Source organism: Mesorhizobium sp. U510 (assembly GCF_059180695.1).
Window position 1 is genome coordinate 3,434,156 of record NZ_CP180532.1, and the last position, 14,714, is coordinate 3,448,869.

Sequence of the window (14,714 nt, forward strand, 5' to 3'; positions counted from 1 at the left end):
AAGCGTTCTGCCGTCGAAAATGCTTCCATGGGAGACGTGGTCCCTATACCACGTGGATCTGATTTTGCAGGGAATTGCAATGCGGCGTGCAGCGATATTTTTCTTCTATGACGAACGCGGCCAGGTTGATGACTATATATTCTACCTTCTAGAAAAATTGCGGCCATTCGTGGAGACGATTATTTTTGTCTCGAACGGGGAGATTTCAAAATCATCGGAAGCTTCACTGCGATCGGCGGTTGACGAGACTATCATCCGTGAGAATACAGGATTTGACGTTGGGGCGTATCGCCAAGGGCTCGAGTTCATCGGTTACGACAAGCTCGGCGATTATGATGAAATCCTTTTGCTTAACCACACATTCTACGGACCTGTTTTCCCGTTCTCGGAAATGTTTTCGAAAATGGAACGCCGGGACTGCGATTTTTGGGGCATATCCGATCACAAGGAGGTAACTCCCAATCCTTTCACTGGAACAGGGGTCTTGCCCCGCCATCTGAACTCTCATTTTATCGCCGTGCGGAAGGCGATGCTTGAGTCGATCGCTTTTCGAAACTACTGGGAGAGAATGCCGAAAATCAGAGACTATGCGGAATCTGTTCTCTTGCATGAGTCGCGTTTTACAGTTTTTTTTGAGGACCTGGGATACAAATCTGAAACATACCTTGACTCGGATAAATACAATTCCGCGTACCCTGTGATGATCGATGTCGATCAGATTTACAATGATAGAAGCCCAATTTTAAAGCGCCGCCTTTTTTTCAATGATCCAACCTTTTTGGATAAAAACGCCGTCGATTTACCGCGTGCTTTGCGGGTGCTCAAAGAGACATCCGACTACGACCTCAATCTGATTTGGCGCAATGTTCTGCGCTCTTCGGATTTGAGAACCCTCAACACCAACGCCGCGCTGATGAGTGTCTTGCCGGACAAGCGGATTAAAGGCGACGGTGCTGCTCCCGACTATGGCAAGATCGCTGTCTGCGCGCATATCTACTACACCGATATGCTCGACGAGATACTGGGCCTGACCGGCAACATCCCGGTGTCCTATGATTTCATTGCCACCACGAATACGCCGGAAAAAAAGGCCGAAATCGAAACCGCCCTGGCGAACCGCCCTGGCGTGAAGAACGTCATCGTCCGCGTTGTCGAGCAGAACCGCGGCCGTGACATGTCCTCGCTTTTCATCTCCTTGCGCGATCTGCTTGTTGACGATCGCTATGACCTTGTCTGTCGCCTGCATACAAAAAAATCGCCTCAAGTGCAGTCATCGATGGGCAACCTGTTCAAGCGGCATATGGTTGACAATCTGCTGAATAGCCGCGGCTACGTGCACAACGTGTTGGATATGTTTCACGACAATCCTTCGGTCGGCCTGGCCATTCCGCCTATCTTCCATATCTCATATCCGACCATGGGGTTCTCGTGGTTTGCCAACAGGCCAAGGGTTGAGGAAACCGCGCGGCTTCTGAATATCGACGTCAAATTCGATGAGAACACTCCGGTGGCTGCCTATGGCACCATGTTCTGGTTCCGGCCACGCGCCTTGCGCAAAATGTTCGAACACAAGTGGAAATGGGAGGAGTTCAATGCCGAGCCGGATCATGTCGACGGCGGCTTCGCCCATGCGCTGGAGCGGCTGATCGCCTACGCGGTTCAGGATGCTGGATATACAACGCAGCACATCATGTGCGCGCATCAGGCCGAGCACAACTACACCATGCTGGAGTTCAAGCTGCAAAAGCTCGCCAGCTTCATGCCGTCAGGCGACTTCCCTTGGCAGTGTCATATGGTGTCTGAGTGGAGAAAGGGCGGCTATCCCTTGGGAAGCCATGTATCGGCCACTCCGGCACCAATGCCGACGTCGGTGAAGCATTCTCTGGCTGAACTCAATTTGGCCGTTAAAAGCTCTCTGAGGTTCAGAGCGCCTATCCTGTTCAAAGCACTACGGCCGATCTATCGCGGGACGAGGGCGGTTTTGAAACCGAACTCTCGGCGTAGTGGCGGATAATGGCGGGCATCAGACAGGTTCACGATCTAGTCAGGAGCATCAAGGTGCGTCGTATTGCCGTATTTTCTCTCTACAACGAGCATGGAATTGCCGATGACTATGTCATCTTCCTGCTCGAAAAGCTGCGCGAATTTGTCGAGAGGATTGTTGTCGTATCCAACGGAAATCTTTCCAAGCTTTCGGAAATAGCAATCAAAGCCAGTTGTGATCAGCTTCTGGTCCGGGAGAACGTGGGATTTGACGTATGGGGATACAAGACCGGTATTGACGCTGTCGGCTTTGACGCTCTTTCCGAGTATGATGAACTTATCCTGCTGAATGACACCTGCTACGGGCCTCTTTTTCCGTTTTCGGAAATGTTTTCGGAAATGGAGCGCCGGGATTGTGATTTCTGGGGCAGCGCTGCTCATTCGCAAATGACGCCAAATCCGTTTACCGGAACAGGCCATCTGCCCCGCCATCTCACAGCAAACTTCATTGCTGTCCGCGAGAAGATGCTGAAATCACGTGCCTTCAAGACATACTGGGAAAATCTGCCCGCGATCAAAACTTACATCGACGCTATCATGCTGCACGAGTCGCAGTTTACCAAGCATTTTACAGATCTTGGCTACTCGGCGGAAGCGTATGTCGATCCGGATAAATATGGTTCGCACTATCCGGCGTTTATTAACGTTGATGAGACAATCATCAACCGCTTTCCCTTGCTAAAGCGACGTCCGTTTTTTCATGATCCGACGTTTTTGAATGCTCAAGGCATTGATTTGCCGCGCGCTTTGCGAGTGCTTGAAGAGACATCCGACTACGATCTCAATCTGATTTGGCGCAATGTCCTGCGCACTTCGGAATTGAGGAATCTAAACACCAATGCCGCGCTGATGAGCGTTTTGCCCGATGAGCGAGCCAAAGACGGCGACGCTCCTTCCGACTACGGCAAGATCGCTGTCTGCGCGCATATTTACTACACCGACATGCTGGAAGAGATACTGGCGCTGACCGGCAACATCCCGGTGCCCTATGATTTCATTGCCACGACCGATACGCCGGAAAAAAAGGCCGAGATTGAAGCCACACTGGCAAAACGCCCTGGCGTGAAGAACGTCATCGTCCGCATCGTCGAGAAAAATCGCGGTCGTGACATGTCCTCGCTTTTCATTTCCTTGCGCGATCTGCTCGTCGACGACCGCTATGACCTTGTCTGTCGCCTGCATACAAAAAAGTCGCCTCAAGTGCAGGCGTCGAGAAGCAACCTGTTCAAGCGGCATATGCTTGAGAATCTGCTGAATACGCGTGGCTATGTCCACAATGTTTTGGATATGTTTCACGACAATCCGTTAGTCGGACTAGCCGTTCCGCCTGTCGTTCATATTTCCTATCCGACCATGGGGCACGCATGGTTCTTCAACAGGCCAAAGGTTGAGGAAACCGCTCGGCTTTTGAACATCAAGGTCAAGTTCGATCATGACACCCCGGTCGCTGCCTATGGCACCATGTTCTGGTTCCGGCCACGCGCCCTGCGCAAAATCTTCGAACACAAGTGGAAATGGGAAGACTTCAATGCCGAGCCAAATCATGTTGACGGCGGCTTGGCCCATGTGCTGGAGCGGCTGATCGCCTACGCGGCTCAGGATGCCGGATATACCACGCGGCACATCATGTGCGCGCATCAGGCGGCGCACAACTACACCATGCTGGAGTTCAAGCTGCAAAAACTTGCCAGCCTGATGCCGTCAGGCGACTTCCCTTGGCAGTGCCATTTGTTGTCTGAGTGGAAGAAAGCCGGTTATCCCGTGGCAAACCATCTGCCGCCCGCTGCGTCATCGTCGCAGACGTCGGTAACGTCAGTGAAGCGCTCTCTGGGTAAACTCAATTTGGCCATTAAAAACTCTCTGTGGTTCAGAGCGCCTACCCTGTTCAAAATATTGAGACCGATCTATCGAGCTGTGGCCAAGCCCTAAATCAAACTCCAGGCATGGCGAAACGCTGTGCGCTTTTCCTGGAAGGCTGGCATCATTTGGCAAGCCGCATGTCGGCGTCGTGTAGAAGATCGCATGTGGCCGGCCTTTTTTGGCGGCACCGAATGGTTTAATGGGTGCGGTCGACGTCCTGCCAGATGGTGCCATTCCAACCAGCGGTCTTGGAATACCTGTTTTTCAACGCTATCACGGGCATCGAGGGCGCAACCTGGAAACACCGCCTCTCGATGATGTTTGCGTGGCAGGATGTGGTTCGGTGCCGCCGGCGATCCCATATCGGAGCGTTCTAATTCTAAGTGCCATCTGCACCAGAGAGAGATTAGGTCGATGAGGCGCCTGGCAATCGCATTTTATTACGATCAAGAAGGCAAGATAGATGAGTATTATTTTCACCTGATTGCATCGATAAGGCCCTTTGTTGAAAAACTGCTGGTCGTTTGCAACGGTCCGGTAGACGACGAGGCCCGATCTCGCCTTTCTGACGCTACCGACAGCTTTCTGATCAGGGAAAACAAGGGGTTCGATGTCTGGGCCTATCGGGCTGCCCTCGAACATATCGGGTGGGATGAGCTTTCACACTTCGACGAGATATTGTTTTTCAACCACACTTTCTACGGGCCGATCTTCCCCTTTTCCGAAATGTTCTCTGAGATGGACCAACGTCACTGTGACTTTTGGGGAATCTCCGCCCACAAGGCGATAAAGCCCAATCCGATCGACGTCAGAAAATCGGAACTGCCCTTCCATCTCAATTCCCATTTCATCGCAGTGCGGCGGTCCTTGCATCAGTCGAAGGCGTTTCGTGACTATTGGACCCGGATGGTGTCCATCAACTCCTATATGGAGTCAGTTGCGAAGCACGAGACGGTGTTCACAGCGCATTTTCAGGCTTTGGGCTACACCTGTTCGGTATTGCTCGATCCGGAACGATACAGGACGCCATACCCGGTTTTCATGGAGCCGGACAAAACGCTGGAGGACCGGAGCCCGATACTGAAGCGTCGCCTCTTTTTTCACGACACGCTGTCCCTCGAGCGCGCGGCCATCAACCTGCCGCGTGCCTTGGAGATCGTAGAAAACCAATCTGATTATGATTTGTCGCTGATATGGAAAAGCGTTGGCCGCTTGGGCTCGCCTCGTACGCTAAATGGCAATGCCGCGTTGCTCTCCGTCCTGCCGGACATCCATATTGGCGCGCAAAGGAATTGGGACGATTATCGGATAGCAGTTCTTGCGCATGTGTATCACGTCGACATGATCGATGAGGTTCTCGGCTATGCCGAAAACGTGCCGAAAGGCTACGATCTGATCGTCACGACCGACAATGCCAACAAGCAGGCATTGATTCAGCAAGCAGTCGCGAAGGCGACGAACGCCAGGAATGCGGTCGTCCTGGTCGTCCGGAACGATGGCAGGGACACTTCCGCCCTTCTTGTCGGTTGCCGGGACTATGTACTCGAGGATCGGTACGACTTGATCTGCCGGATCCATTCCAAGCGATCTCCCCAAGACGGCCCGAGGGGAGAGTTGTTTAAACTCCACACTTTTGAAAACCTTCTTCATACGCCTGGATATGTCTCGAATTTGCTTGAACTCTTTGCCAACAATTCAGCGCTTGGTCTCGTCATGCCGCCGTTGGTTCATATTGGGTATCCGACCATTGGAAATTCATGGGCTGGCAACAAAGCCAACGTAGCGAAGCTTGCCCGACAGTTGGGTTTGATCGTGCATCTGGATGATAGTACACCTGTCGCGCCTTACGGTGGGATGTACTGGTTTCGTCCTGCAGCTCTAAGGAAGCTTTTCGAAGAAAAGTGGGGCTGGAACGATTTTGCCAATATGGATTATCGGGATGGAAGTTTGGTCCACGCCATAGAGCGGATCATAGCCTATGTTGCAATCGACGCCGGCTATACCTTCCGGCACGTGATGACTGCCGGGCATGCTGCTCACAACTACGTAATGCTGGAGGCTAAATTGCAAGCCCTATGCGAGAACGGAGCTCCGGCGGAATTTGGAAACTATGGAGTGGTAAGATCCTTTCGTGGCCTCATCTTCTCGATCAAGAGATCGATTGTAGCCAGATCGCCAATAGCGTTCAGGATTCTCAGGCCACTCTATCGCGGCCTACGAAGGATAATCGCGTTCGGGGATTAGCCAGATCGCGATACAGCAAACTGAGCTCTCTTACGTGGGCAAAGTCGCTCGTGAGGGGCTCCAAGTGCCTCGCGCGTTTACTGTCCGCGCCCGCATCAGCCACGGGCGAACAGACCACGTATCAGTCGCAAAGGTGCGGTCAGCCGCCAACTGCGCGACGTGAGTATCGCGTCGCGCTCATTGGCGATGCCGATTATGTCCCGCAGGAGAGCATCGCGTTCGGCGATTAAGCTAGCTTGGGCATTTACGAGGGCATCCCGTTCAGCGATTAAGCTGGCTTGGGCGTTTAAGAGGGCATCCCGTTCAGCGATCAGAGTGTCGCGAGTTCCGACGAGAACATCACGTTCGTCCGCCAAGCCGCGGATTTCAACGGATTGCTGTTCCAGAAAGCTCGCAAGCCTCGAATTCTCTTGACGGACCTGCTCTGTCTCGGTGCTGCGCGCGCTGAGTTCACCACGCAATTGCGCAACCGCCAATTCCTCCGTCGCCATGGCTACCGAAAATGTTTCGCAGGCTTCGTCGAATCTCGTCCGCATAATATCCAGCTGAGCAAGCAAGCCATTGTCTTCATCCCCGGCGGCGATTGTGGACAGAATTTGATAGGTCTCGCGGACCAGCGACGTAACATCCGGATGATTATGCACATCTTCGAGCGTGGACCTTTCATGATAAAGGTCTGTCGTCAGAAACTGCTCGATCTTGACGTCCGACTGGTCGGGCTGAGCAGGCCAGACGACACCTGTTTTTTCAGCTGCGCGGTCAATATGCTTTCGCCAGTCGACCAGGAACCCTTCATATGACAGAATATATCGCGGCATGTGTCGTGAATGATATTCAGCTTCGAGCACATGCCTGAGCCACAACAGCAGGGACTCTGGCAGTGTGATTTTGTCTCGCCGGTGCAGCGAATATGCGACCTCAAGAGGATTGCGTACCGGCAGAAGGGCGACAGGGCTGACATTCATTTCGTCCAAGATCGACGACATGAACGGAACAAATCTGCATGTCCGCGGGTCTTTGATAACGATCAATGGTTCGTCACCGAACTCGTCGATGAGCAGCTGTTTTATTTTCTGACGACACGGCTCTGTTGCCTTTGAGTTCATCCTTTGCTGATCGAGTTGACGCCAGTCAAGCCAGGATGAGCCTGCTAATGCGAGCAGTTCGTCGTGGGCAAGGGCAAGGGGCGCGCTCTCGAAGAATCCGCGCGGATTGGCCGCGTGCGACGGCAGCGGGGTCTTCGGGCCGGCTGCTCCCAATGCATTGATTACGCCCCCAAGCGCCGAGGTTCCGCTCCTGTGCATTCCCAGGATTAAGATGGCTTGACGCCTCGGTCCCTGTGGCAATCCGGCTGTTGGGGTTATCAAATTGAAGGTGCTTTTCGGTCCGGTTGGTCAACGTTCAGTACGCTTAGACCAGGCTCTATCAAAGCGTCAATTCTATGAAGATCGCATGCGGGGCTGACAGGGTGCACCCGATCTCTGTTGTTCGGCCGTGACTTCGCCAGTGGTTTTGGACCGTTGAAGGCCTGCGGAAAAGGAGGATGCTACGACTATCGAGCCCTCGCTCGACCTCGATATCGAATATCGCGAGACGCCTTAAGCCAGCGACTCCACCCGGCCAGCTCGAAGTGTGAGTTTCTTCGTGCAGACCCGCCGGATGAGCGCATCGTCGTGGCTTGCCAACACGATGATGCCGGCCTTTTCCGCCAGTTCGTCCATGCGTCGCTTGGCTTTTTCCTGGAACGACGCGTCACCGGCGCCAATCCATTCATCCATCAGCAGGATTTCAGGCTCGAGAGTGGTCGCTGCTGCAAACGCCAAACGTGCCGCCATGCCTTGGCTGTACGCCTTGAACGGCAGGTCGATGAAGTCGCCCAGTTCGCTGAAATCGATTATTTCTTCCATTTTCTCTTCGATCTCGGCCGCCGTCCAACCACTGATCAACCCTCTCAGCACGATGTTTCTGCGCCCGGTGGCCTCGGGACGAAACCCTATGTGGATGTTGAACAGGGCATCGACCTTGCCGGTGATCGATATCGTACCACCCGATGGCTGGTAGATTCCGTATAGAACCTTGAGCAGGGTGGTCTTGCCGGCGCCATTCGGGCCGACAAGCCCTAACCGGTCGCCCGCCTTGAGCTCGAAGCTGACACCGTCGAGCGCCTGCACGACCTGTTTGGTGCCCGACTTGGCTATATTGCCGCCGAGAGCGCTTCGACGCCGACCGGGCGCCGAAAGCGTCAACTTTTCAAACAGTCGATAGACGAGGCTGACATTGTTCAGTGTGATGGAGGTCATGGAACTCAGATCAGGAAAACGATGCGCTTGCGATAAAGGCCCAGCAGCAGCAGCGCAATAGCCCAGAGGCCGAGGCAGAAATAACCTGTCACCGCCAAGGAATGCCCCGGAAATATGCCCGCCGTGATCGGCTCGCGCACGCCCTCCAGGAAATAGGTGAACGGGTTCCAGTGATAGGCATATTCTTGAACGCCCTCTTGCCCACTATAGACCCAGAAGACAGGCGTGAAGAACATGCCCACCCGCATCAGGTTGCCAACGATGAATTCGCTATCGGGAAAGAATGCGCCCAGGAACGCAAAAACCACCACAAATGCAGGGGTTGCCAGGATGAGGAGCAACAATCCCACCAAGGACAGCAGCCAGTTTGTGTTGATTCCGTAACCGCTCAAAAGCAGAATGAGAACGCAACCCGCCAGCGAATAACCAGCTCGAATAATGCATTGCATCGTCAAGCGCATCACATACACGAACAACGGCAGCGTCGTGCCCTGAATGAAGCTCGCTTCGCGTTGGAAGAGAGACACACTCATGGTGATGGTCTCGGTAAGATAGAACCACACCAGCATGCCGATGGCCACATAGGCTATATAGCTTGGGTTGCTTGCGTCCTTGGTCACGAAAACAAAGGCAAATGTGCCGACGAAAGCGAAATAGTTGACCAGCATCCAAAGCGGGCCGAGCGTCGTGCGTCTGTGCTGGTCGCCGATGTCCTCATGGGCAAGCGCGATCCAGACTCGGTGTAATCTCATGGCTTTTGAGATGTCGTCAAAAGCGCCGTTTAGTGCCGCAATCATAGCTGGGAATATCGCAATCCGTTGTTCTGGCGCATTGTCCTTCGCTGGCCATGGCGAACCACCACACCCATCTCTAATAGCCATTTCGACGGGCATATGGCAACGCATTGCGTCGTAACGAGGTCAAGAGCAGAGTCAACTGCGGCAAAACTGGGCACGTGCTGATACCGTGCGGTTTCTTTGTTAGCTGAGACTAATATCAGGCTCGCGGCAATCACCCAAGAATGATGCACCACGCTTCTCCATTGACCGTCCGCTCTTGCCGAAAAAACCTCTGGCTATGACTTCGAGCCCACAGTATGCGATACAAAGCGACGGGCCGGAAATCGCGCTTTGAGAAAACTGAACGGCCATGAGCGATTTTCGTGTTCGCACTTTGCTGGTGTTCACGTCCACGAGCCTGGAGCCTGGTGCCATCCGATGAAGCTGGAATCTGTATTCGGACTTCGGCCACGGATGCGCCTCGCCTTCATGAAGAACTCAAGTAAGGTGTTCGACATTCGTGGATAGGGCAGATCTGCGCATAGCGGTGCTGATGGGCACGAAAGACGGCGCGGCGTTCATTGATGAGCAGTTGCAATCCCTGCTCGCACAGTCGCATCCGCTCATCGACCTCTGGATCTCCGACGATGGCTCCGTCGACGGCACGGTTCCCATCATCGAAGCCTGGAAGTCCCGCTGGACAAAGGGTCGAGTGACGTTGGTGGAGGGGCCGCACCGAGGGTTCGCCGCCAATTTCCGCTCGATGATACTCGACCGACGTATCGATGCCGACTTCTATGCCTTCAGCGATCAGGACGATGTCTGGGAGCCGGACAGGCTGGAAAGTGCCATCCAATGGATGCAGGCGTTCGGCGCGGAAACGCCGTTGATGTTCTGCTCGCGAACCGCGACCATGACCGAAACGGGAAGCCTTGTCGGCCAGTCGCCATTGTTTCGGCGGCCGCCATCCTTCCGCAACGCGCTCGTGCAAAGCATCGCCGGCGGCAACACCATCCTGCTCAACCGCACGGCACGCGATCTGTTGGCAAGGGCTTCGGCACGCACGGGCTTCGTCAGCCACGACTGGTGGGCCTATCTGGTTGTCACCGGCGCCGGCGGCGTTGTCCACTACGACCCGCGGCCCCTGGTGCACTACCGGCAGCACGCGGCGAACCTTGTCGGCGCCAACGTGTCGTGGCGGGCAAGGGTCTCGCGGCTTGGGCGCCTGTTCAAGGGCGAGTTTGCCGACTGGACCGATCTCAACCTTGCCGGTCTGGCGGTCAATCGCGACCTCCTTACGCCGGATGCCGCGGCGTGCCTCGACCTGTTCGCAAGCGGTCGGAAGGGCAGTCTTTTCCAGCGTTTGCGCACTCTGCCCGCAAGCGGTGTCTACCGGCAGACTCTTGCCGGGACCCTAGGGCTTTATCTCGCATTCGTCCTGGGTCGCATCTGAAATCGGATCGCTTCAAGGCGCGTGGTCGAGCGGTGACCTCGTGCTCTATTGGCCCGAGCGTTTCTTCGCTGTTACAAGTTGAGGGCGATACGTCGAGGAACGCCGAGCTGTTCTCGCATGAGGCCAGCGAATGCAGTGACCGCCGTCGGAAGGGGCTTGCGCCAGTGCGAGAACCATCCTCATGAGACGCCCGCGGTTTAATCCGTGGACGTGATCGCCCGCGCCCTTTCAAGCGTCAATGCCACGATCGCCGCCGCTCTGTCCGGGTTTGCAGCCTCCGAATAGCAGCGAAGTTCTGGTGCGTTGCCGGAGGGCCGCAAATGGATGATCTCACCAGTCTGCATTCGCATCCTTAAGCCGTCAGTCTCGTCGACTTCGGCAACGGTCCCGAAAGGCGCCAGGAATTGCTGCAATGCATCCCGATCCGCAAGGCGGCGCATCAAGCTGTGCGAGCTTTCCACCGGGAAGTTTTCAAGTCGCTCGCTTGCGCAAACCGGAAGCTTCCAAACCGCGCGCAGCTGCGACAGCGTTTTTCCTGTCGATGCAACCAGACCCAGGACGGCGAGGATCGGGAGTAGGGAATCCCGTGTCGGCAATGCCGTCAGTGTCTTTCCGCGCAGGGAACAATCCGATCCCAGGAGAACGCCGCCATTGGCCTCGAAGCCGACGACGATGCGACCGGCATGGTATGATGCTTCCATCCCTTCGATAACAAAGGGAGATCCGACCTTCGTTCTCACGACCTCGAAACCGAAAGCTTTCGAAATGCCCGAATTGGAGGTCACCGGCGTCACGACGACGTCTGCCCGCAAGAACAAGGCCGTGGCGAGGCCGATCAGGTCGCCGCGAAAGAGATCGCCATTTTCGTCGGCGATAAGCGGACGATCGGCATCGGCATCTGTCGACACGATGGCATCGAGGTCGAATTCCCCAGCCCAACGCTTGAATTTGGCAAGTGTGGTCGGGCTGACGGCTTCGGTGTCAACGGGCACGAAGGTCCCGGATTTCCCGACAGGCGTCACATGAGCGCCAAGGGATTGGAGAATCTCGACCAGCAGATCCGCCGCCACCGAGCTGTGCTGATAAACGCCGACCCTCATGCCGGAAAGGGAGCTGGGCTCCAATATGATCTCGGCGCGCGCGCGATAGGCGGCGATCGCCTGATCATGGCGTGTCGGCAAGGCCGTTCCTGGCGGAGGCGGAGGGCGATAGGCTCCCGATCTTCCGGCGGCGTATTGTGCCATGGCGGCTTCATCGGCCTTGCTGATCTCGCCGTGCGGGCCGTAAAATTTGATGCCGTTGCGGTCAGCGGGAATATGCGAACCCGTCACCATAAGTGCCGCTGCGCCATGCTGCTGGCCGTACAGCGCCAAAGCCGGTGTTGGAATAGCGCCGCAATCGATCGGTTGAAGCCCGCTTGCCGCCAGGGCCGCCATGCAGTTGGCGGCAATGGTGGGGCTGCTGTCGCGTAAGTCACGGCCCACCAGCACCATGGCATTTGGCTGAATCCCGTCGGCAGCCAGGCGCCAGGCGAAAGCCTCAGTATAAAGCCCACTTGGGTTCCCGACCAGTTCCGAAGCCAGGCCTCTGAGGCCACTCGATCCAAATTTCATCACTTCGCTTTGGCTGATGAGAGGGAAGGTTGTCATATTGAGGTAGGTTCCCCTGTTAACCGAAAAGCGCTTTGCCGCCCACCCGAGGTTTCCTCGAGAGCTTGAAAAATAGTGCGTCGCGATGAACGAACGGGCAACGGCAGCGCTGTAGAAAGTGCGTCAGACGGCAGCCAATCGCATCGCCTGACCTGCTCCTGGCAACAGCGTGAACCTTAAACCTCCCCGCCGGTTGCGCGATATCCTGGTCGACACTTGATCCCGATCGAACCGTCTGTGAAGAAATCTCTGGCGATGACCTCACGTCCACGCTATGCGGTAGCGACGGCGGGGGCCGAGGATTTGACGCTGAGAACAGGTGGCCGGTGACGGATGGTATTCGATCTGACGCCGCATTAGTGTTGAAGTTCTCACGCCTGGAGTTCAATACTCGCCAATGACTTCCTATGCAGAAGCCGTGTTCGGATTTCGACCGAAGATACGGCGCGTCATCATCATGGTCCAGGACCTGCTCATGGTCCTGGTTGCGGTGGCGCTTAGTCTCGTCCTCTCCCGGTCAGACCTTTCGTTCGATGCATTCTCCTACCAAGGTCTGGTCACCTGGCTCGGGATCGTTCTCATCAGTCACCTGCTGTTCAGATATTGTGGTCTCTACACCACGATCTGGCGCTTTGCCTCGACTCCGGACTTTTTCAACATTCTGAAGAGCTGTGCGATTCTGACGGTCGTGCTCTATGCTCTTTCGTTGATGTTTCGTTTCATCCAGCCCGTGGCTGGCCTCAACGAACGCCAATTCATCGTCTTTTTCCTCGTTTCCTTTACCATCATATCGGCGCCGCGGCTGTTCTACCGATTTCTTCGCGACGGCGCGAGTTGGGGCATCCTTACCCACAGGGTCGACAAAGTGCAGGCCAGGCGGGCGCTGTTCGTCGGTCGGCTTGGTGAGGCCGACCTGATCATTCGCTTCACGCGCACGGCAGAGCCGACCGATTATTCCATTGCCGGCATCATGGCGACCGAGCGTGGCGCACCGTTGGGTACACGGATTCAAGGTGTTCCCGTGGTGGCGTCCCGGCCACGCCTGATCGATGTCCTGGAGGACTACGCCGCCGGCACCAGGAGCATCGACCTGCTTATTTTCGGCAGCGGTGTCGAGCATGAGATCGAGGAATATTCCGAGCTTGTGCGTGTCGCCCGGCATGGCGGCATAACCGTCTTGCAGTTCTCGAGCCTTTCGCAGCTTGGGCAGGAGGGAAAGATCGTTCTCGACGAAGTCGAGATGGAAACGATCCTGCGCCGCCCGACCGTGCCGTCCGATATCGCGCGTATTGGTGCCTTCGTCGACGGCAAGCGCGTCCTGGTGACGGGAGGCGCCGGATCTATCGGCCGCACGCTGGTCAAGCGGTCGCTGGAGCTGGGAGCAGGGGCGGTGCTGGTCGCCGACAATTCCGAGTTCGGCATCTTCCAGTTGAGCCAGTATGTCGAGGAAAAGGACCATGATCGCCTGAAGGTGCGCATTGTCGATGTCGCGGACCGGCGTCAGATGACTCGTGTCGTCACGGAATTCAAACCGGACATCATCTTTCATGCCGCGGCTCTGAAGCACGTTCCGCTGCTCGAGGAGAACTGGGAATCAGCTATCCAGACCAATGTTTTCGGTACGCTTGTCTGCGCTGAGGTTGCCGCCAAATGCGGTGTTCCGCAGTTCCTGCTCATATCGAGCGACAAGGCCGTGGATCCGACCTCGGTGCTTGGCATCACAAAGAGAGCCGCCGAGCAACTCGTCAGTTCCTTGCACGAAAGCCACGCAATCGCGCCGGACGGGCGCCGTTCCGGAACCAAATTCATAGCCGTGCGGTTCGGCAACGTGTTTGGCTCCAATGGCTCGGTGGCGACCATCTTCCAGGCACAGATCGAAGCCGGCGGCCCGGTCACGATTACCGATCGACGCATGACCCGTTATTTCATGACGGTGGCGGAAGCCGTCGACCTCGTCATCATGGCGGCCGCCGACGCCCAGTCGCGTAACGGCAAGGACGACTATGCCATCTATATGCTGGACATGGGCAAACCCGTGCCGATTCTCGAAGTCGCGGAAACCATGATCCGCATGGCCGGCAAGACGCCCTATGCGGATATCCCGATCCGCTTCACCGGTATCAGACCCGGCGAGAAGCTGCATGAGACGCTCCAGGGCGCCAATGAAGAGATCATCACGCTCGACATCGCCAAGATCTTCGGTCTCAGGACCGATGTGGTGGCGTGGCCTAGGGTTCAGGCCTCGCTGGCCGCGTTGCAGGCGGCAATGAAGAGCCAGGACAAGGCTTCCGCCCTTGCCGTGTTGGCGCAACTCCATCTGCCGGAGACGCCAGCGCCCGACACGCGGCAGGAAACTGGTCCGAGAACGGTCGGGCAAGCAGGTTAG

At 55.9% G+C, this 14,714-nt stretch carries 9 protein-coding genes; 5 read left to right on the top strand and 4 right to left on the bottom strand.

Annotation, left to right across the window (positions count from 1 at the left end):
- Nucleotides 1–79: 79 nt before the first annotated feature.
- The 3 genes from ACLGL5_RS18075 (at nucleotide 80) to ACLGL5_RS18085 (ending at nucleotide 6,147) form a co-directional block, all read left to right on the top strand.
- Entirely contained in the window at nucleotides 80–2,014 is a 1,935-nt protein-coding gene (locus ACLGL5_RS18075) for a rhamnan synthesis F family protein (protein WP_069093357.1), read from the top strand.
- A 44-nt stretch (nucleotides 2,015–2,058) separates the two neighbouring features.
- Nucleotides 2,059–3,972 carry a rhamnan synthesis F family protein gene (locus ACLGL5_RS18080; protein WP_245307111.1) on the top strand — a complete coding sequence of 638 codons (1,914 nt, stop codon included), beginning with the start codon at nucleotides 2,059–2,061 and terminating at the stop codon, nucleotides 3,970–3,972.
- Nucleotides 3,973–4,317: 345 nt separating this feature from the next.
- Nucleotides 4,318–6,147, top strand: coding sequence for a rhamnan synthesis F family protein (locus ACLGL5_RS18085; protein WP_069093358.1), 1,830 nt, complete (start codon nucleotides 4,318–4,320; stop codon nucleotides 6,145–6,147).
- Nucleotides 6,148–6,242: 95 nt separating this feature from the next.
- Here the strand turns inward: ACLGL5_RS18085 and ACLGL5_RS18090 are convergent, their stop codons facing one another.
- The 3 genes from ACLGL5_RS18090 to ACLGL5_RS18100 form a co-directional block, all read right to left on the bottom strand.
- Nucleotides 6,243–7,406 (bottom strand): sulfotransferase family protein, encoded by a 1,164-nt coding sequence (locus tag ACLGL5_RS18090; RefSeq protein WP_494372944.1) that lies wholly within the window; start codon nucleotides 7,404–7,406, stop codon nucleotides 6,243–6,245.
- 339 nt (nucleotides 7,407–7,745) lie between these two features.
- Nucleotides 7,746–8,447, bottom strand: coding sequence for an ABC transporter ATP-binding protein (locus ACLGL5_RS18095; protein WP_010914947.1), 702 nt, complete (start codon nucleotides 8,445–8,447; stop codon nucleotides 7,746–7,748).
- Nucleotides 8,448–8,452: 5 nt separating this feature from the next.
- Nucleotides 8,453–9,340 carry an ABC transporter permease gene (locus ACLGL5_RS18100; RefSeq protein WP_236952106.1) on the bottom strand — a complete coding sequence of 296 codons (888 nt, stop codon included), beginning with the start codon at nucleotides 9,338–9,340 and terminating at the stop codon, nucleotides 8,453–8,455.
- Nucleotides 9,341–9,746: 406 nt separating this feature from the next.
- Between ACLGL5_RS18100 and ACLGL5_RS18105 the strand changes: the two genes are divergently transcribed.
- Complete coding sequence (locus tag ACLGL5_RS18105) at nucleotides 9,747–10,679, top strand: glycosyltransferase family 2 protein (protein WP_019857041.1); 933 nt, start codon at nucleotides 9,747–9,749, stop codon at nucleotides 10,677–10,679.
- Between the two features lie 197 nt (nucleotides 10,680–10,876).
- Here ACLGL5_RS18105 and ACLGL5_RS18110 read toward each other — a convergent pair whose 3' ends face one another.
- Nucleotides 10,877–12,328: a phosphomannomutase gene (locus ACLGL5_RS18110; protein ID WP_141700917.1), complete on the bottom strand. Its 1,452-nt coding sequence runs from the start codon at nucleotides 12,326–12,328 to the stop codon at nucleotides 10,877–10,879.
- A 397-nt stretch (nucleotides 12,329–12,725) separates the two neighbouring features.
- Here ACLGL5_RS18110 and ACLGL5_RS18115 point away from each other — a divergent pair, with 397 nt between their 5' ends.
- On the top strand, nucleotides 12,726–14,714 hold the full coding sequence (locus tag ACLGL5_RS18115; protein ID WP_069091707.1) for a nucleoside-diphosphate sugar epimerase/dehydratase: 1,989 nt from the start codon (nucleotides 12,726–12,728) through the stop codon (nucleotides 14,712–14,714).